The sequence below is a fragment of the Colwellia sp. MB3u-4 genome (assembly GCF_014077065.1).
GTDB lineage: Bacteria > Pseudomonadota > Gammaproteobacteria > Enterobacterales > Alteromonadaceae > Cognaticolwellia.
The window spans coordinates 1-18,869 of record NZ_JACGVE010000065.1 but is presented as its reverse complement, the minus strand read 5'-3'; the positions used below and the strand labels follow the sequence as shown (position 1 = coordinate 18,869).

The 18,869-nt window shown below is 37.7% G+C and carries 13 protein-coding genes; 4 read left to right on the top strand and 9 right to left on the bottom strand.

Annotated features, from left to right (window positions below):
* Positions 1 to 110 precede the first annotated feature (110 nt).
* Positions 111 to 4,397, top strand: coding sequence for an alpha-1,6-glucosidase domain-containing protein (locus H4J61_RS02690; RefSeq protein WP_182183443.1), 4,287 nt, complete (start codon positions 111 to 113; stop codon positions 4,395 to 4,397).
* A gap of 192 nt (positions 4,398 to 4,589) precedes the next feature.
* Here H4J61_RS02690 and H4J61_RS02685 read toward each other — a convergent pair whose 3' ends face one another.
* From H4J61_RS02685 to H4J61_RS02670, 4 genes are all read right to left on the bottom strand, one after another.
* The gene (locus H4J61_RS02685; RefSeq protein ID WP_182183441.1) at positions 4,590 to 4,742 is read right to left on the bottom strand and encodes a hypothetical protein; all 153 of its coding nucleotides are present in this window, start codon (positions 4,740 to 4,742) and stop codon (positions 4,590 to 4,592) included.
* Positions 4,743 to 5,292: 550 nt separating this feature from the next.
* Complete coding sequence (locus tag H4J61_RS02680) at positions 5,293 to 8,736, bottom strand: PKD domain-containing protein (RefSeq protein WP_182183439.1); 3,444 nt, start codon at positions 8,734 to 8,736, stop codon at positions 5,293 to 5,295.
* Positions 8,737 to 8,833: 97 nt separating this feature from the next.
* A complete protein-coding gene (locus tag H4J61_RS02675; protein ID WP_182183436.1) occupies positions 8,834 to 9,103 on the bottom strand; it encodes a hypothetical protein in 270 nt (89 codons plus the stop codon).
* Positions 9,104 to 9,261: 158 nt separating this feature from the next.
* On the bottom strand, positions 9,262 to 9,603 hold the full coding sequence (locus tag H4J61_RS02670) for an Arm DNA-binding domain-containing protein (RefSeq protein WP_404852055.1): 342 nt from the start codon (positions 9,601 to 9,603) through the stop codon (positions 9,262 to 9,264).
* 920 nt (positions 9,604 to 10,523) lie between these two features.
* Between H4J61_RS02670 and hemE the strand changes: the two genes are divergently transcribed.
* Entirely contained in the window at positions 10,524 to 11,591 is a 1,068-nt protein-coding gene (gene hemE / locus H4J61_RS02665) for a uroporphyrinogen decarboxylase (protein ID WP_182137412.1), read from the top strand.
* Positions 11,592 to 11,847: 256 nt separating this feature from the next.
* A complete protein-coding gene (locus H4J61_RS02660; RefSeq protein WP_182183431.1) occupies positions 11,848 to 12,342 on the top strand; it encodes a hypothetical protein in 495 nt (164 codons plus the stop codon).
* Between the two features lie 57 nt (positions 12,343 to 12,399).
* On the opposite strand, the gene H4J61_RS02655 is transcribed toward H4J61_RS02660, so the two are convergent.
* The 3 genes from H4J61_RS02655 to H4J61_RS02645 all read right to left on the bottom strand — a co-directional run bounded on the left by H4J61_RS02655 (position 12,400) and on the right by H4J61_RS02645 (position 15,597).
* Complete coding sequence (locus H4J61_RS02655; RefSeq protein WP_182183428.1) at positions 12,400 to 12,891, bottom strand: histidine phosphatase family protein; 492 nt, start codon at positions 12,889 to 12,891, stop codon at positions 12,400 to 12,402.
* 75 nt (positions 12,892 to 12,966) lie between these two features.
* Entirely contained in the window at positions 12,967 to 14,409 is a 1,443-nt protein-coding gene (gene sthA / locus H4J61_RS02650) for a Si-specific NAD(P)(+) transhydrogenase (RefSeq protein ID WP_182183426.1), read from the bottom strand.
* A 69-nt stretch (positions 14,410 to 14,478) separates the two neighbouring features.
* Positions 14,479 to 15,597: a fatty acid desaturase gene (locus H4J61_RS02645; protein WP_182183423.1), complete on the bottom strand. Its 1,119-nt coding sequence runs from the start codon at positions 15,595 to 15,597 to the stop codon at positions 14,479 to 14,481.
* Between the two features lie 230 nt (positions 15,598 to 15,827).
* On the opposite strand from H4J61_RS02645, the gene fabR reads away from it, so the two are divergent.
* The gene (fabR, locus tag H4J61_RS02640) at positions 15,828 to 16,484 is read left to right on the top strand and encodes an HTH-type transcriptional repressor FabR (RefSeq protein ID WP_182137408.1); all 657 of its coding nucleotides are present in this window, start codon (positions 15,828 to 15,830) and stop codon (positions 16,482 to 16,484) included.
* Here fabR and trmA read toward each other — a convergent pair.
* On the bottom strand, positions 16,465 to 17,559 hold the full coding sequence (gene trmA / locus H4J61_RS02635) for a tRNA (uridine(54)-C5)-methyltransferase TrmA (protein ID WP_182137407.1): 1,095 nt from the start codon (positions 17,557 to 17,559) through the stop codon (positions 16,465 to 16,467). The two genes, fabR and trmA, sit on opposite strands and share 20 nt — an antisense overlap.
* Positions 17,560 to 17,964: 405 nt before the next feature.
* Positions 17,965 to 18,411: an RNA-binding protein gene (locus H4J61_RS02630; protein ID WP_182137406.1), complete on the bottom strand. Its 447-nt coding sequence runs from the start codon at positions 18,409 to 18,411 to the stop codon at positions 17,965 to 17,967.
* Positions 18,412 to 18,869: the final 458 nt, after the last annotated feature.

Below are 18,869 nucleotides of genomic sequence, written 5' to 3'. Positions count from 1 at the left end.
GCCATGAGTTATTAAAGTGAATGAAATTATATTTTCAAATAAAAAGAATCTAATAATTTCCGTATTCATTTCGGTATTAGCTCGCCAATTATCTCTTTGGAGTAAATGTTATGTTTAGTCAAAAATCGGTGTTAAGAATTATTGTCTTAGCATTTTTATCAATAATACTGGCCGCGTGTGGCGGTTCAGATTCTACCGAGTCGGGTAAAGTATTACTTAGTTGCGATGTGCCAATGGTTGCCGACGCAGCCGGTACAAGTTGTGTTGCGCCCGAGCCTATTGTTTGTCCTGTGCCAACGGTACCAGATGCATTAAATGAAAGTTGTGTGGTTGGTATTGATCCCAATGCACCTGCCCCTGTTATTTTCCCTCAAGAAAATCAGGCGTTGTTGTTTTATAACCGTGCTGACGGTGAATACGACGACTACAAAATGCATAATTGGAATAGTGATGAATGTGATGCTTATGCAGAAGATTCTTTAGCGCAAAGCTGGGATAGTGGTTTAGTTCATACTGGGGTTGATCCCGTATATGGCGCGTATTGGCTAGTAAACCTTAAAGATGGTTACAATGAATGTGGTCACTTTATTGTTCATAAAGGCACTGATGACGCAGGAAAAGAATTTGGTGGTGGTGACTTTACAATGCCACTGTTTCAAGATGATGAAACATACCAGCGTATGAACTTTACTTTTTCAGGTGTAGCCTCTATTTTTGAATACCCAGTTGTATCCTTGGGTAAGCAAGCGTTAGCAATAAATGATTTTTCAGCACATTGGATTGATAGCAACACCTTTACCTGGGATGTGAATTTTGAACTGGTAACCTCAGTTAAATTACATCATTCAGCGACTGCTGGTATTGGTGGAGACGAAGCGAACCCAGATGTTATCACTGGAACGGTTGTTGAGTTAACAGAAGTTAACTTAAGCGACGAGCAAAAAGCAGCTGCACCTTTAGTTGCTGACTGGCCTGCATTTTCAGGTAATTGGTCTGTTGAAGAAGCAAAAGCTATCGCTAAAAACCAATTAGTTTTAGTTGGTTATAACGCCGAAGGGATTGCTGTTGCGGCCACCTATGTGCAAGCTGATTTAGTACTTGATGACCTTTATACCAAAGGCGAGGCTGATGCCGATGAAGCAACCTTAGGCGTGGTTTATGAAAACGGTAGCATTAAAGTTTCTGTGTGGTCTCCAACCGCTCAAACGCTTAAATTAAATCTTTATGATGCGAATAAAAACATGGTTTCAAGTCATGATATGACTGAAGATTCAATGACAGGTGTATGGAGTTATACCGGCGATACAAGTCTAGACCGTCAATTTTATCGTTTAGCATTAACGCTTTACCATCCACAAAATAAAGCGATTGAAGAAATTGAAAGTACTGATCCTTACTCGGTAAGTTTATCAACCAATGGTGAATACTCTCAGTTTGTTAACTTATCTGACGAGGACTTACAACCTGAAGGGTGGGAAGGCCACTCAGTATCAACTATCGAAAACTACGAAGATGCGGTAATTTACGAAGGGCATATTCGTGATTTTAGTGCACAAGATGAAAGTACTTCAGTTGACAATAGAGGCAAGTTCTTAGCCTTTACCGAAATAGACTCTGCGCCTATGTTGCATCTACAAAAATTAGTGGCTAATGGCTTGAATACATTTCATATGTTACCTGCTAATGATATCGCTACCATTAATGAAGATGCAGCCAAAATTATCGATCTGGACAGTACAGTATTAGCATTATGTAAAGTAGATTCCAAAGCACCGCCTTGTTATCAAGGAATTGACGAGCAAACATTGCGTTCGGTTTTTGAAAGCTATTCACCTTTCACAAACGATGTTGCTTTATTGACTGAAGCGATGCGCAATACTGATAGCTTCAATTGGGGCTACGATCCTAAGCATTTCAATGTACCTGACGGTATCTATGCTTCAAACCCTGATGGCGTAACACGTATTAAAGAAATGCGTGCGATGATCAAATCATTGCATGACATTGGGTTACGTGTGGTTTTAGATGTTGTCTATAACCATACAAACTCTGCTGGTTTATGGGATAACTCGGTACTTGATAAACTTGTACCCGGTTATTATCACAGCCGTGACGTGACTACAGGCGCGGTTCAAAACAGCACCTGTTGTAGTGATACAGCCCTTGAACATCGCATGATGGACAAGTTGATGGTTGACTCGTTAAAACAGTGGACACAGCAATACCAGTTCGACGGATTCCGTTTCGATATTATGAGCCAAGCTTCTAAAGCGCAAATGCTAGCAGCGCGTGACGCCGTTCAAGCGATTGACCCTGATAATCATTTTTATGGTGAAGGTTGGTACAAAGACTCTCGTGGTTTCGAACGCGCTAATCAAGAAAATATGGCGGGCACAGAGATAGCCACTTATAACGATCGCATTCGTGATGGTATTCGTAATGCGACCCTATTTAACAATGTGAGTGATTCAGATTATCCATTTGAACAACAAGACATTGTGAAATTGGGCATGGCAGGCACACTAACTGACTATGTATTGAAAAACTTTAATGGTATAGACGCAGCAGGTAGTAGTTTCGGTATGTATGCGAAAGACCCTGCTGATGTTATTAATTATGTTTCAAAACATGATAATGAAACCTTATGGGATAACTTACAGTTTAAGTTAAATCCTGAAATGTCGAACAGCGAACGTGTTCGTGCACAAAACATCTCACAATCAATTGTATTATTGTCGCAAGGTATTCCATTTTTACAAATGGGTGGTGACTTCCTTCGCTCTAAATCTTTAGACCGAAATACCTATGATGCTGGCGATTGGTATAACTTAGTTGATTTCACTTTTGAAATTAACAACTGGAATAAAGGCTTACCTCTAGATAAAGGCGGCCGAGATGACAGCTACTTAGTTGCACTAGCTTCTAGTCCATCAAGCACTGTTTCAATCACTGATATGTTGTTTGCCTCGAATGTTTTCAATGAATTTTTATCAATTCGTTCAAACAGCTCATTATTTAGATTAACAACCGCGGCAGATATTATTAACCGTGTTGGTTTTCACAATATTGGCAAAAATCAAACACAAGGTTTGATTGTCATGAGTATTGATGACGGCACAAACCTTACTGATATTGACCCTAATTATGACGCGATAGTCGTTCTGGTAAATGGTAGCAATAGCGCACAAACACATACTATTGTCTCAGCAAGTGATTTTAGCTTACACCCTTTACTCATTGACTCAGTTGATGGCGCTGTTGCTAGTGCTAGCTTTGAGCAAGGTACTGACGAAGGCAGCTTTACTGTTCCTGCGTTAACGACCGCTGTTTTTGTGAAAGTACAAGGCGAAACGCAAGGTTCAGGTTTATCAGCTTATGCAACGGCAGGAGCACCTGATGTTGTTCCTTACGGAGATAAGGTTCCATTCGTTCGTGGTGACATGAATGGTTGGGGTGAAGTCGATGGCTTAATCTACCAAGCTGATGGTATATACCAAACGAAGATTACCCTTGCTGCAGGAAGTTACGGTTTTAAAATTGCTTCAGGAGATTGGTCAACAATTAACTTAGGCGCACCAAGCTCTGGTGTTGAAGTAGTAGAAGATGAAAGCTTTAGTTTATTGCCTGGTAGCAATGACAATTTAAGTATTACTATTGCCGTTGATGGGACTTACATCTTCACGCTTGATTCTTCTGATATCAACGCACCTACTTTGTTAGTAGAAAATGAAGAACCGTTTGTTGGAACACCTATGTTTATTCGTGGTGATATGAATGACTGGAGTGAAGATAACCGCTTAATTTATGTGGGTGGTGGCAAGTACCAAGTTACGATTAGCATGACTGCTTCAACGCCTAACTTTAAAATAGCCTCTGCTGATTGGTCTACAATCAATATGGGCGCACCAGCTGATGATATGGAAATATTTGAAGGTGAAGTGCAGTTATTATTGTCAGGTAGTATTGATAACTTCAGTATGGTCTTTGCTGAAGCTGGCGATTACACGTTTGTGTTTGACGCATCTAACTTAGCTGAGCCTACATTAAGTATTTATGCCGCAGAAATGTTTGGTGCTACACCCGTATTTATTCGTGGCGACATGAATGATTGGGGGGAAGTTGATCTACTTAACTATGATGGCGCAAGCAGCTACTCTGTGGAAATAAACCTAACTGCTGGTGATTATGGATTTAAAGTGGCTTCGGGTGACTGGTCAACTGTCAATTTAGGGGCTCCGGCAGATACCAATGTTGTTACTCTAGATTCACCATTGGTATTAGTGCAAGACTCGCAAGATAACTTGAGCGTAACAATTACTGAAGATGGTGATTATATCGTTACAGTTGCTGGGCCTAATCCGCTCACACCAACGATAAATATCAGTAAAAAGCCGTAACTAGGGAGTTATCTAACCTTAATAAAGGTTACAGCTAAACAACGTTAAAAAGCCTTCTACTGGTAGAGGGCTTTTTTATACCCAGAATAAAATTTTTATCTCTGAAGGTGTTAGATTTTTTCTTTCAAATAAATTAACTAGCCCTGCTATGCCATATTTATTTTCATTTTGACTGCTAAAGTCTCTAAAACTTTAGTGTGTGGTTTGTAATTTTGGTCGAATACGGGTGTAATCAGGCTGCAATTTATTAGCATCAATTTCAGGGGCGTATCGTACTATTGCCTTAAAAAAATTAGCTTTTAGTATTGGGTCAACGTGGTAGTCAATAACATCGATGTATTGCATGTCAGGGCCAAATTTAAGGTGCCCTGCTATAGTTAACGAAACATGAATACCCGAACCATTAAACTAGGTATTGGATAAATAAGCTGTTGAAATGGACTTTTCCCCTGATAACTAAAATAGTGTTCACGACAGTAGTATATCCTTGGAATATAGTGCTTTGGCGTGTCCTCAATGGCATGAGCAACCTAACTGCATGCAAACCAGTACAGTTAATTAACCACGAGCAGGTGAGCTTAAAATACTCTCCTTGGCTGTGCTTAATTACCTCAAAGGCTTGTGCTATTGCTTTCGCCGAAACAAACTTTGTGCGGCCAAAAATATTGCGCTTCAGCGAGTAAACTTTGCACGTCGGATAATGCCAGTTGATGGTGACAGTAGGGCAGTAGATGCCGCTAAAGCGGGTGTTGAGCACTTTAGCTGCGCTTTACTTTGCCAAGTTCAGTTATCTAGGCTATTAAGTTGTGTGCTGTAGAATAAACTAAGTATTAAAATCTAAATCACCTTTCACAGCTAGCGTTACTTTAATTCATCCCTTATTGAATAAGAGTGGTTAATTAAGTGTATAAATAAACCCACCCTCTACACTTATGGCGACCTCTATTTTATTTCCTACTTTTCTAAAAGCTATATCATCAGCCATCAACTCAGGACTTTGCCAGATGATCGTTCCCGTATATTTATCTACTACTTTTAGAGATCTGTTCGTTCCTGTGTTCGTGTGACCCTCTAAACTACTACTATTTAGATAAATTAAATTTCTACATTCTTTATCCCACTTGAAACACGGGACAATTTCATCATCAGTAATGTTTTCGTTATTAATAATAGTGTTATGTAAACTATCAATTGGCTCTAGTTGGAGCGTAACAGTATCTAGTATTTTATACTCTCTTCCTAAGTGAATATGGTTATATATTATTAGTTCCATTTGTTCATCATTGTCGTACTGAACAAATGAATAATCTTCTGCTTCATTCATAAGTTCGCCACTGATTGAATCATAAAGCACTTCTACACTTAGATCAGGTTTGATTTTGAGCAAGCTCTTTGAACGCCTACTTGCAATATATTTAGGTAATCCACTATGTGGACTAATGTCATACTTACTGTACTTGTTACTATCTACAGATGGGACTTCGTAAATGATTTCACCCGTACTTGCATTTATCAGATTATCATTGCTAGAACTACCAAGTGATAATAAAAATTCACCAAAGTTTTTGAAATCAAAACTATTGTCAGTTGTAACATTTGAATTCCAATATTCAGAATAAGCTAAATCAATTTTTGATAAACTTTTACTCCCACTCCAAAGATAAGAAAATAGTTCACTATTCTCTATACTCACTGACCTAATGTTCTGATCTTTTAGTAAGATCTGTGGCTCAAAGCTTTCCTTTACAGACGCAATATATCGCTCACTGTATGTTCCAAAATAAAACAATTCACCTGTACTAGTCCAATTCACAAATTTGTAAATATTACTCTTTAGAGTATTGGAATTAAATACTTCCCTGAACGTTCCTTCACTTAGCTTTGTTGCGAAAAACCTTTGTTGCGTGAATTCAGAGCCTGTTACAGCTTCTTTTCGTATGATTTCATCAATTCCATCACCGTCAACATCTAACACTGCAACTAAATTCAATGGAGATTGGAAACTAGTTGGTTTTTCCCTCGATATAGTTTCAACAGCGACTGTCTGTAAATTATCTATTTTAATAATCAAAGTCTTTGTTGCAAAGTTTTCTGAGCTATCTCTATAAGAAACAACAAGTTCTTCAAATCCATCGTCGTAAAATTTTCCGACAACTTGATCACTTAACACATCATAGCCTTCTAATAATGTCATAGAACTATTATCTCCAAGCAAACTATGCCAAGTAACTTGTGCACCATTATAGTCAATCACTTCACATATGCCGTCGGCATTGCTGTCAATCGTTAGAATGGATGCAGATGTATTTACATAATAAAGTGTTTCGTCATTATTGTAATCTAGTACACGATTTGCGTAGGCAAAGTCGGTATAACCATCACCATTGAAGTCACAAGCTCTAGTATAATCAAAGTAAAATCTATCTATTGTTTTTTTTATAACTTTTGACTTTATGTCAATTACTTTAGTATCGTCACCATAAGCTTTTTGAGAAAATATGATGTCTTTCTGATTATCATTATCATAATCGATTAATCTAAATTTCAAGTAACGTCCAGAGTTTTCCATACTTAAAAATTCATGTTCTTCAGCTGTTAGACCGTCTTTCCAAAAAATATGGCTAGTTGCGATATTATCACTATTCCTAGTCACACTAGAAAACCAGAAGTCATCTACTCCATCGTCATTTGCATCATAAATGCCTTGATATTGGGTGTTTTTCTGATTTGTATATAAAGATACATGCTGAACTTCTAATTTAGTACCATCTAAAGCTAGCTTGCTTAGTATTTCACCACCTTGATAAAGGGTGCTTATATTCTGTGTGCTTTGTATTATTGCAGAATCAAAAAATGAACTAAAATCAAATGAACGCCATGTAGAATCAGTTATTGATGTGAGAGTGGGAACTGTTTCTGGTTTTAAAGAAATACTATTTTTGATAATGGTGAAGTTATCAGAATTTTTAATATAGACAGCAAAGTTAACATCCATATCATAGCCGAAATTTGGTATAGCTCCATCCCAAGTAACATGACCATTATCATCAACGACCATATTCGATGGACCATATTTTAATTTGTATTCGAATGGCCCATCAAGTTCATCATTATCCAATGCGATATGAGCATTAAAATCATGCCCTATATAATTATCAACTTGTACATAGCTTATTGATGGTTTAGGTGTATTTTTAAGTACTCTGATGGACCCTTCAACAGATGAGACCTCTTCTTCTAGATCATGAACAGTCAATTTAATGGAATATATGCCAGGAACATCAGCGGAAAACGTAACTGAATGATCTGAATTAACTTGCCACTGACTACCATCAGGACCAGACAGTAACTCCCATTTGACAGTAAGTGGGTCAAAGTCAGGATCTGTTGATTTTATAGCAGTCAAATTAAGTGGTAGGTTTCTATCTATTTCTAATAATTCAGGAAAGATAATTGCTTGAGGTGCGTGGTTAATTTGATCGTTACTATATCCATCAAAATTGCCTGTTAATGGGATTGTTACAGCTATATACTCGTCAGAATAAGTAAATGTGAGATACTCCTGTAGTTGAGCAACAAGCTCAATTTCTATATTTGCCGATATTGAAAGTGTTAACCTATTAGGGCTACTAGGATCTTTATTTCCAATATTAGATGTAGAAACAGTTAACTTTCCTGAATCTGATATATAAATATCCCCTTCATATTTTATCCCCCAATCTGAATCATATTCATAGACATTTAATTTTACTTCATCAAACCATAATTGTTCACCATCAACCTCCATTATTAGATAAAATAAAGCGGTGTAATCGTTTGGTAGCTCAAAGTATCCGTTAATTGTTGCATATTCATTAGTAGAAGTGTCTAACATGGTAATGTTTGGGATAACGGTTACCTTAGAGCCATTTATAATAACTCTTAAAGTACCATTAACCTCAGTACCATCAATCAAGCACTTGTTATAAAACACTTCAAATTTTTTGTTCTGCTCCACTTCTTTACTTGTAACTGTACCGCCAATACAACTTACATCATCCCCCATAATTGAATTGCTATTTTCACTTAAAAAATAAAATTGTGAATATGCATCACCAAATGCCAGCATGTTGAGAACATCTAACGACTCAGCAATATTGATCATTGTTTCAGAAACATTTGAATAAGAGATTATATATGTCTCACGTTCACCTGAATAAACAGGTTTTTTGGGAGACCAAGAATTATTATTATTTGAATTATCGGTAGGTAAAGTATTATTAGTAGACGATGATTCACCACCACCACCACATGCTAGTAACATACAACAAAGAAAAGTGACGAATGAAAGCTTGAACATGTATTTAATCCTTTAAATATAGTAATGAAAAAAAATAAAATTATATATTGTGCTTAAAACAAAAGCTACTTTCGTGATTTTATAATTTACTTTCCTTCTAAACATTGATGATTAGTACAGTTATTGACAGAACTCCAAGGTCAAGCTCTTTCCATTCCATTGAATAAACATTGCCTTTACGTTGGCCGGTATAAATTAATATTTGCACTACGTCTTGGTAAATTTGTTTTTCTTCTTTCAATGAATCAAAAAGCTTGGCTATTTCTATTTTACTTAGAAATCTAGTTTTAGACTCAATGCGAACCTTAGAGATTGTTGAAAACGGATTGCTCTTAACTAACTCGTGACTCGCAGCAAATTTAAACATTGCCCTAAGTAATGCAATTGAAGCATTAAACAAAGCAGCAGTTAAGTTTGCTTTTATATCATCGGTAATTCGTAAGGCAATAGCATGAGTGAAGTCTTTGGCTTTGTATTTTCCAATTCTAGGTTTTACGAGCAGCTTCCATGTTCGGCTAAAGTCTTCTAATGATTTTCTCTACGTTCACCGACTTTGATGCGAGCTTGAAAGTTTTCTTCGTATTGCTCAAACAGATCAGTGGTAGATAAGTACTGTATAAGTTCTTCGCGCTTCTTCTCAATAGGATTAACACCATTTTCCATTAACAAGATATTTTCACGCGCCTTTTTACGTGCTTGCTCAATGCTATTAGCAGGGAGTCGTCCTAAAGTAACCTGAACATATTTATCATCAATTTTTTTGGTAATAGAAAAGGACTTAGAGCCAGTTGACGTTACTCTTAACATTAACTCGGGAATTTTGGTGTCTCGATATTCAACTCGACTGCTGTCGGGGGATTTGTAAATTGTTTATTGCGGCGATAGTAAAGTTGAAGTGCTTATTCATATTACTCCCTCGCATGGTCGGTGATTTATTCTAGGGATACTCTGGGAATACTTTGAAGGTGTATTTCGGTCTATTTTCGTTAATATTGAAAAGCCATGTGTTTGCCTGCAGCTTTTGTGTATTAACGTTGGTTAATGTAAATACATTATTTTAGGCAATAAAAAAGCCTTACCGAAGTAAGGCTTGAAATGCTCGCTATATGGTCTAGTAAACTAGCTTCTTTTTATTAATTTCTTTATTTTTATTATTATTGTTTTTGTTTTTATTATTGTTTTTCTTTAGCGCGGGACATTTATAGCAAAGGCTTTTTCTCTGTGCAACAACTTTAATAGAGCATATATTCCACGAATATCTTCGTATAAGTGATGTGTAAACTCACAACGCTCAGTCTATTTTTTTGTTTGTAGGTGTTGATTAAGCTAAAAGCTAACGCTTTAATAAATTGTCCTTTTTAAAGCGGGGTAAAAAAATGTAAAAAAGTGTTATCGATCAAGTTGTAACGTGAGTATGACCTAATGAAAAAATGTGACTAAAAACACTCCGCCTGGTTAACCACTTAGGGCATTTGTAAATATATTTTCACTGTCTTATAGCTTTTGCTGAAAAATATAAAAAAATAAATTTTTTATATTAATGAAATTATTTTTACTAAAAATGATCGCGCCACTAAAACGGCAACTTATTGAGCTAATGATATTTGCTGGTATCTGGCTTTAGCTAGGGTGTGCTAATTAAAGGTTGCGAGAGTATTTTGCCTTATAGCAAAAATAAGGCAAATTTTTTATCAATGCTGTAAGCGTACATAGATTTGATTTGGACATAGATCAATAAAATTTGAAGTGTTAGAATGCGCGCATACAAATAGCGGAGATAAATTTTCATGACTGAATTAAAAAATGATACGTATTTACGTGCGCTATTGCGCCAACCTGTTGATTACACACCTGTTTGGATGATGCGTCAAGCTGGGCGTTATTTACCTGAGTATCGTGAAGTGCGCAAAGGGGCTGGCGATTTTATGTCGGTTTGCCGTGATGCTGATTTAGCTTGTGAAGTGACCATTCAACCTTTACGTCGCTTTCCTCTTGATGCGGCGATTTTATTTAGTGATATTCTAACTATTCCTGATGCTATGGGTTTAGGTCTGTATTTTGAAACAGGCGAAGGACCTAAATTTGAACGGCCAATTACCTGTAAAGCTGATGTTGATAAAATTGGTATTCCAGACCCTGAAGGCGAATTGCAATACGTTATGAATGCAGTACGCACGATTAAAAAAACGTTGAACGGTGATGTACCCTTGATTGGCTTTTCTGGTAGCCCTTGGACCCTTGCCACTTATATGATTGAAGGTAGTAGTTCAAAGGCTTTCACTAAAATCAAAAAGATGATGTTCTCAGAGCCAAAAACATTACACTTATTATTAGATAAATTAGCTGACTCAGTTATTTTATATTTAAATGCCCAAATTGCTGCAGGTGTGCAATCGGTAATGGTATTTGACACTTGGGGTGGTGTTTTATCACCTCGAGATTATAAAGAATTTTCATTGCAATATATGGCGAAAATTGTCGATGGTTTAACTCGTCATAACGATGGCCGCCAAGTGCCGGTGACATTATTTACCAAAAATGGTGGTATGTGGTTAGAAGATATCGTTGCAACAGGTTGTGATGCGGTGGGTCTTGATTGGACCATTGATATTGAAAATGCCAAAGCGCGTGTTGGTGATAAAGTGGCACTGCAAGGTAATATGGACCCATCAATGTTATACGCGCCATTACCGAGAATTGAGCAAGAAGTGTCAAAAATATTAGCAGGTTTTGGCGAAGGTGGTACTGGGCATGTGTTTAACTTAGGTCACGGCATACATCCAGATGTAAACCCAGATCATGCGGGCCACTTTATTGAGTCGGTTCATCGTTTGAGTAAGCCATATCATCGATAAGCTATACTTGTTAGCAATATTATTTGTGCCTTGTTGGCGTAAACTAGTTTAGTTGATTATATCTAAAGGAGCCTGAGGCTCCTTTTTTTTGTCTTGAAATTATAATGCCATGACTGACCTGTAAAATTCAGCTAGACAGTTTCTAATCAGTTGCTCAATAGGATTAAAAACAGATTTTTTATATATTTAGGCTTTGGTTATTACTTTTAGATTAAGGTATGCTGAGCTAGTAAATTGATTCTAAATGGACATGACAATGATCAAAAACACAAAAAATTTATCTCTGTTGGCAATAAGCTTGTTACTCAGCGCTTGCGGTAGTAGCTCAACCGACAAGGATGAAACTAAAACAGATAAAGCTAATAAGACGATAGCGCAAACTGGCCAGGAAAATACTACCCAGCAGGCAGAGACGACACTTGTTGAGGCACAGGTAAATACTAATAAAGCATTAACAGGTCATAAGATGGAAGACACAACAGATAAATTGAAAGATGGATTTAATGGTTGGCAACGTGGTCGTGTGCAGTTTTTAAACTTAGAAGGTGGCTTTTACGGCATTATTACCGATTCAGGAAAAAAATTATTGCCAATGAATATGGCAAAAGAGTTTGCGCAAAATGGGGCTATTGTTCGAGTCAAAGGCAAAGTAAAAGATGTTATGACCATTCAACAATGGGGTACACCTTTTACGATTACCGATATTGAGCTGATAAAACCAGGCAATAAAGTCAATGCCGCCGACATGTAATCTTGATCAAGCAGCAGTAACAGGCAAGTGACTAGTTATCTTCAGCTTATCGGTAAGTTATTGGCAAATAAGTGGTTGAGTAAATAAGGTTAAGGTTTTACCCTGGTCACTGACTTGTATTTGATACAGGTTACGATATTCTTGTTCGGTAAGATCTTCGACATCAAATGCACTGAGCAATGCCGACAATTGTGGCGTGGTGTTACTATGACCTACCACTAATACATTTTCTTTTTGTTTAAGTAACTTCTGTGCAAACTGACTCAGTTTTTTTGGTAAATATTCTTGTATGGCCAGCTGTTGTTGTTTAGCAAAGGGTGCCGCTGTTGCCATGGTACGTTGGTAGGCTGTGCTATATACATGTTTGATTTGTGTGTGCTCAAGCATAGTCGCAATTTGCTCTGCTCTTAATTGACCACAAGGGGTTAACTTAGGATCATCCTGCACGGCTTGTTTTTCTGCATGTCGAACTAAGTAAATACTAAAGCTATCTTCAGCAAGCGTTGGTAAGACAAAAAAACACAGCGCAACCAGTAAAGGATATTTCATAATTTTTTCACTTTAACGTCTATAAAAAGTAGGGCGTAAAGGCAAAGCGATAGAAGCCTTGCCCTTAGCTTGTGTTTAAAAAAGTCGATTTAGACCATTTAATGCCGCTACCCTAAAGGCTTCTGCCATGGTGGGATAGTTAAAGGTCGTTTCAACAAAGTATTCAATGGTATTGCCACCATTAGTTTGTTGCATGATGGCTTGGCCAATATGTATGATTTCTGCGGCATTCTCACCAAAACAATGAATACCTAAAATCTCTTTGGTTTCCCGGTGAAAAAGAATTTTTAACGAGCCGACTAAGTTATTAGATATTTGTGCCCTGGCTAAATGTTTAAATTGCGCGCGGCCCACTTCATATGGAATTTTTGCTGCGGTTAGCTCTTGCTCAGTTTTACCGACAGAGCTAATCTCTGGAATGGTATAAATACCGGTAGGAATATCAACAGTAAGTTTTGCTTTACCAGTGCCATCAAGCATTGCGCTGGCGCAAATTCTCCCTTGATCAAAGGCTGCACTGGCCAAACTCGGATAGCCAATAACATCACCCACTGCAAAAATACCTTCCACGTCGGTTTGATAAGTATCGCTGACTTTCAGTTGCCCACGCCCATCAGCTTTTAAACCGGCATTCTCAAGTTTTAAATCGGCGGTGTTACCTGTGCGACCATTGGCAAATAATAAGCAGTCGGCGCGCATCTTCTTCCCCGACTCTAAATGGACAATAACTGAATCTTTGCTGGTCTCAACACGTTCAATTTGTTCGCCGTGGCGAATAACAACGCCGTTATTCCATAAGTGATAGCTTAATGAGTCTGACATTTCGGCGTCTAAGAATGACAGTAGGCGATCACGGGTATTGATCAGGTCTACTTTGACGCCTAAACCGCGAAAAATACACGCGTACTCGCTACCGATCACACCCGCACCATAGATAATTATTTGGCGTGGCGAATGTTCAAGCGATAAAATACTGTCTGAGTCATAAACTCTGGGGTGCGAAAAATCGACATCATCAGGATGATAGGGACGAGAGCCGGTGGCAATCACTATTTGTTTGGCTGTAATGATATCGATTGAGCCATCAATACGTAATACTTGGAGGGTGTTTGCATCAATAAATGATGCTTCACCGTAAAAATGTTCAACTTGGTTACGGTTATAAAAGCCGCTGCGCAAACTGACTTGTTTACGAATAACGGCAGATGCGTGGCTTAAAATATCTTGGAAGGTTAATTGCTTGGCATTTTGTCCGGCATTAAATAACGGATTAGAGTTATATTCAATGAGTCGGCTAACCGATTGACGTAACGCTTTTGATGGAATAGTGCCCCAATGAGTACAGCCGCCACCCACATTATGATAGCGTTCAATAATAGCAACACGCTTATCACGCTTGGCTAAGTTCATGGCCGCGCCTTCGCCACCAGGCCCTGTACCTATAATGATGGCGTCAAAATCATAGCTTTTAGCAGCGTTTTTTACTTTCTTATTTTCGGCTTGTGCTTGTTTAGTCAACGGTTAACCCTTTAATTCCTGCTTTAAGGAGAAAAATATTAGCAGGAATTAAATCTAAGGTAACTGTTTTTATGCTAGTTTTTCTACCATATTTTGCCAGCTTCGCTGTTGCTCAGCTAATCTTCGCTTAATTTCTTGGTATTGCGCCATAACCTCTGAATTTTCAACACCAGCTAGTAATTGGTCACGTTTACTGGCAACTAACGCTTTACGTACCGCATAAAATTCGTTGATCTTATGAATAAGCTCATCGTACTCATGCTGCAATCTTTCTAGCATCTGCTCTGCGTCAGGGTGGGCCGCTATCTTTTGCTGGCTACGTAATAAAACCATAGATAAACGTGCCTTTTCAATTTTATCTTCAGGAGTCACACGTAACTTTGACGTCAGTTTTAAGTGAGCGCAGCCTTTAATTAACCATTTTGTTGGATCAAACTGCCACCAACGAATGCCATTACGATAGTCGTTTTCGAAGATATGATGATAGTTATGGTAGCCTTCACCAAAAGTAAAAAAGGCGAGAAAGCCATTATCACGAGCAGTATTTTTTTCAGTATAGGTTTGCTTACCCCAGATGTGCGCTAATGAATTAATGAAAAAGGTGGTGTGGTGACTTAACACTAAACGTAAAAAGCCAAGCAATAGTAAGCTATTAATTATATCACCATGCCATAAACCAAATAAAATAGGGATACCGAAGTTCATTAATATAGTCAGTAGTAAATAGTGTTTATGTTGCCAAACCACCACCGCATCTTTTTGTAAATCGCGCACGTTGTTATAATTATTGTAGTGCTCAGGTTGATGATCTCTTAGCATCCAGCCGATGTGTGAATGCCAAAAGCCCAACTTTGCGGAATAAGGGTCAATGTTATTTTTATCAACATGTTTGTGATGAATACGATGATCAGAACACCAATGCAAGGCACTATTTTGCAAAGCAAATGCGCCACCTAGCGCGTAAATCACTCTCAATGACCAATGAGCTTGGTAGGTTCTATGGGACCAAAGTCGGTGATAACCGGCCGTAATCGACATGCCGCAATAGATAAAACAAATCGTTGCTGCGGTGATTTCTGTGGCATCAAAGCCATGAGTGAATGCACGGTAAGGTACTGCAATGGCAGCAAATAAAAAGGTAATGCTAAATACAAAAACATTTAACCAAATAATAGGTGGTTTATTCATTAATTGTCCATCTAAGATTAATCACCGAAAAGTTTTTCGGTGTACACATGTACGCTATCTTTAACTTTACTCGATGCTGAGTCAAGTGTTGATGGTGATTTTTTAGCTAACATACAGAATAAAAATCAGAATATCACAGAGTGGTTAACATCTATTGACTAGTAATATTAACTATTTTCAGTATCATATCAAACTGGTTACAGGCTGAAATAATTACTAGGTGCAAGACGATGAGCGGTATTCGAGCATTACAAAAAGAAAAAACACGTCGACAACTCATCGATGCCGCTTTAGGGCAACTCAGCAGTGAGCGGAGTTTTTCTAGCCTAAGTTTACGTGAAGTAGCAAAAGAGGCAGGTTTAGCGCCAACCTCATTTTATCGCCATTTTTCTGATATGGACGAATTGGGTTTAACCTTAGTGGATGAAGCGGGTTTAACCTTGCGTCAATTAATGCGTCAAGCAAGGCAGCGTATTGACAAAGGGGGGTCGGTGATCCAAATTTCTGTGCGTACCTTTATGGAGTTCATTGAAAGTAACGGCAATATTTTTCGCTTGTTACTACGCGAGCGTTCAGGCACGTCAAAAGCATTTCGTGCTGCAGTTAATCGTGAAATTCGTTATTTTACGCTAGAGTTGTGTGATTATTTACAACAGGCTAATAAACTTGATGCTGAAGTGGCCTATCTGCAAGCAAATGCTGCCGTAACCATTGTTTTTAGTGCCGGCTCTGACGCACTAGATTGTGATAAAAAAGATTTAGCAGAATTAGCACAACGAACAATTAAACAGCTCAGGTTTATTGCTCGTGGTGCATTTGAAATTGGCGTAGGTAATAAAAACCGTAGCGAACAGCGCAGTAGTAGCGCTAAAGACGAGACAAAATAACACCGGTTTCTATATGGTGGGTATAAGGGAATTGGTCAAATAGAGCAAAATGCTCAATTTTATGGGTTTTAACCAATTCAGTTAAGTTATCACGGAGTGTCTCCGGATTGCATGAAATATAGATAATGCGCTCAAAGCGACTCACTAATTCAACACTATCAGGATCTAGCCCAGCTCGAGGAGGATCAACAAGCACAGTTTGATAATTGTAACTGGTCAGATCAAAACCTTGTAATCGCCGAAATACCCGTTCACCATTCATCGCCTGACTAAAGTCCTCACTCGCCATTCGCACAATATCAACATTGTCGAGTTTGTTAGCCGCAATGTTAATCTGTGCAGACTTAACTGACGTTTTTGATATCTCTGTGCCTAATACCCGATCAAAGTTTTCCGCCAAAGCAATGCTAAAGTTACCATTACCGCAGTAGAGCTCAATTAAATCACCGCCAATATTTTTAGTCGCTTGTTGAGCCCAAAGCAACATCTTTTCATTTACCTTAGCATTAGGTTGAGTAAAGCTATTTTCAACTTGCTGGTAATGAAACTCTTTGTTATTTAATGTTAATGTTTCCATCACAAAGTCTTTGTCTAAGACCACTTTTTGCTTGCGAGCTCGGCCAATAATATCAACAGGAGCGATTGCCGATAGTCGAACTTTTAATTGCTGCGCTTGCTCAATCCATTGTTCATCTAACTGTTTATGATAAAGCAAACTAATCAATACTTCGCCGCTAACAGTTGATAGAAAATCAACTTGGAATAAACGTTGGCGTAATACTTCGTTAGTTTTTATATCCGCTAATAGTGCCAACATAAATTGATTTATAAGCACACTGGCAACAGGAAAGTCATCAACCCGATATTTTTCTTTTGTTTCACTATTAAACATAATGTAATACAGATCATCACCGTCATGCCAAACTCTAAACTCTGCACGCTGGCGATAATTCAAGCTTGGCGAGGTAAATATTTCAAATGTTGGTAATTCAAACTGAGCAAAATTTTCTGTAATATTTTGCTGCTTTTCGTCAAGCTGCTGTTGATAATTATCGGGATGGATATGACTAAACATTGAAATACCTTGTTGAAAGTGGAGGTCGTTAACTGATGATGAAGTCGAGACTTTAGCGATTGGCCTGTTTTTGTTTATTAAAGACATTATTTATTAAACAACGACTGTATCTTAGAAGCACTGGCTTATTAATCACAGCCGCTAATAAAAGCCGCTATTTTATAGACTATAGATAAGCGTTGATAGACTTTGTGGTCAGTAATATTAAAACATTTGAGTTTAATATTATCAAACGCATAAAGTAACTCCCCGATTACCTATATAGTAGTAAAACAAAAAGCCTGTAAACTTATCATTTACAGGCTTTAATATGACTAGTGAGTAAGAGAGTTAAACGACTTCTGTAAATTTTACACTCTTACTACTTAATGGGTCGGTTTTAACAAGCAACGTTATGCTGAGGTTTTATTCAACAATTTGCTCTGGTCGTTCTTTTGCTTCACGAACTTTTAATGTTCTTTGCTGAAATTCACTATCATTCAATGACAAAACCGCTTGCTCTGCATCTGCGGCTGATATTTCAACAAAACCAAATCCGCGTCTTTTTCCTGTATGTTTATCTTTCATCAATCTTACTGATTGAACTTGGCCATACTCAGAAAACAACTCTCTTACTGCGGCTTCGTTAGCTCTATACGGTAAATTGCCAACATAGAGTGTGCTGATGCTTGTATCTGCTTCTTGTGCATTTGTTTCGGCTTTTCCAATTAAGGGCGCGATAAATGCACAAACAAAAGCAACAACGGCGACACTCATACTTGTTAATTCGAATACACTACTGTTAGCCAAAAAATATATAGCAACAGAAAATACTAACGCAACAATTAGCGTCAATGCTTGAGGAGACTTCATAATGGATACCTAATTATTATTTTATAAAAACTTAACTTGCAATTCTATGTTACCCACCTTTTGGTAATGTGCAAGAATAAGTGTGATTTTCATGCAATTTAATTAGGCAAGTATCTATTAATACTATTAACAGTAAGATTTGTTACTTAGTAACTGTTATAGAATAGCTGTTCAGTTAATTATCTTCTCTATTATGGCTATTGTAGTCTTCTTATCTAGAGTAGAAGTTATAAACCTTGTGATTAAGCAATAATAAGAACCACGTTTTCATATGACTTTATACGGGTCGAATGCTATTTGAACGCTCCTAGGTCAATAAAAGCACCAGATGTATAATTAAAAAGCAAACAGTCATTTAATCGCAATTTAATTGATATTAGGTGTTGACGTGAAGCGAGAAATCTCTAGAATGCGCTCCAGTTCCAAGGGGTAACCCAAACGAACGGTTTTAATAGCTT

Bases quoted from the DNA above. Each gene is read 5' to 3' on its own strand.
- H4J61_RS02690 (WP_182183443.1), top strand. From the start codon at position 111: ATGTTTAGTCAAAAATCGGTGTTAAGAATTATTGTCTTAGCATTTTTA.
- H4J61_RS02685 (WP_182183441.1), bottom strand. From the start codon at position 4,742: ATGCAATACATCGATGTTATTGACTACCACGTTGACCCAATACTAAAA.
- H4J61_RS02680 (WP_182183439.1), bottom strand. From the start codon at position 8,736: ATGTTCAAGCTTTCATTCGTCACTTTTCTTTGTTGTATGTTACTAGCA.
- H4J61_RS02675 (WP_182183436.1), bottom strand. From the start codon at position 9,103: ATGTTTAAATTTGCTGCGAGTCACGAGTTAGTTAAGAGCAATCCGTTT.
- hemE (WP_182137412.1), top strand. From the start codon at position 10,524: ATGACTGAATTAAAAAATGATACGTATTTACGTGCGCTATTGCGCCAA.
- H4J61_RS02660 (WP_182183431.1), top strand. From the start codon at position 11,848: ATGATCAAAAACACAAAAAATTTATCTCTGTTGGCAATAAGCTTGTTA.
- H4J61_RS02655 (WP_182183428.1), bottom strand. From the start codon at position 12,891: ATGAAATATCCTTTACTGGTTGCGCTGTGTTTTTTTGTCTTACCAACG.
- H4J61_RS02645 (WP_182183423.1), bottom strand. From the start codon at position 15,597: ATGAATAAACCACCTATTATTTGGTTAAATGTTTTTGTATTTAGCATT.
- fabR (WP_182137408.1), top strand. From the start codon at position 15,828: ATGAGCGGTATTCGAGCATTACAAAAAGAAAAAACACGTCGACAACTC.
- trmA (WP_182137407.1), bottom strand. From the start codon at position 17,559: ATGTTTAGTCATATCCATCCCGATAATTATCAACAGCAGCTTGACGAA.
- H4J61_RS02630 (WP_182137406.1), bottom strand. From the start codon at position 18,411: ATGAAGTCTCCTCAAGCATTGACGCTAATTGTTGCGTTAGTATTTTCT.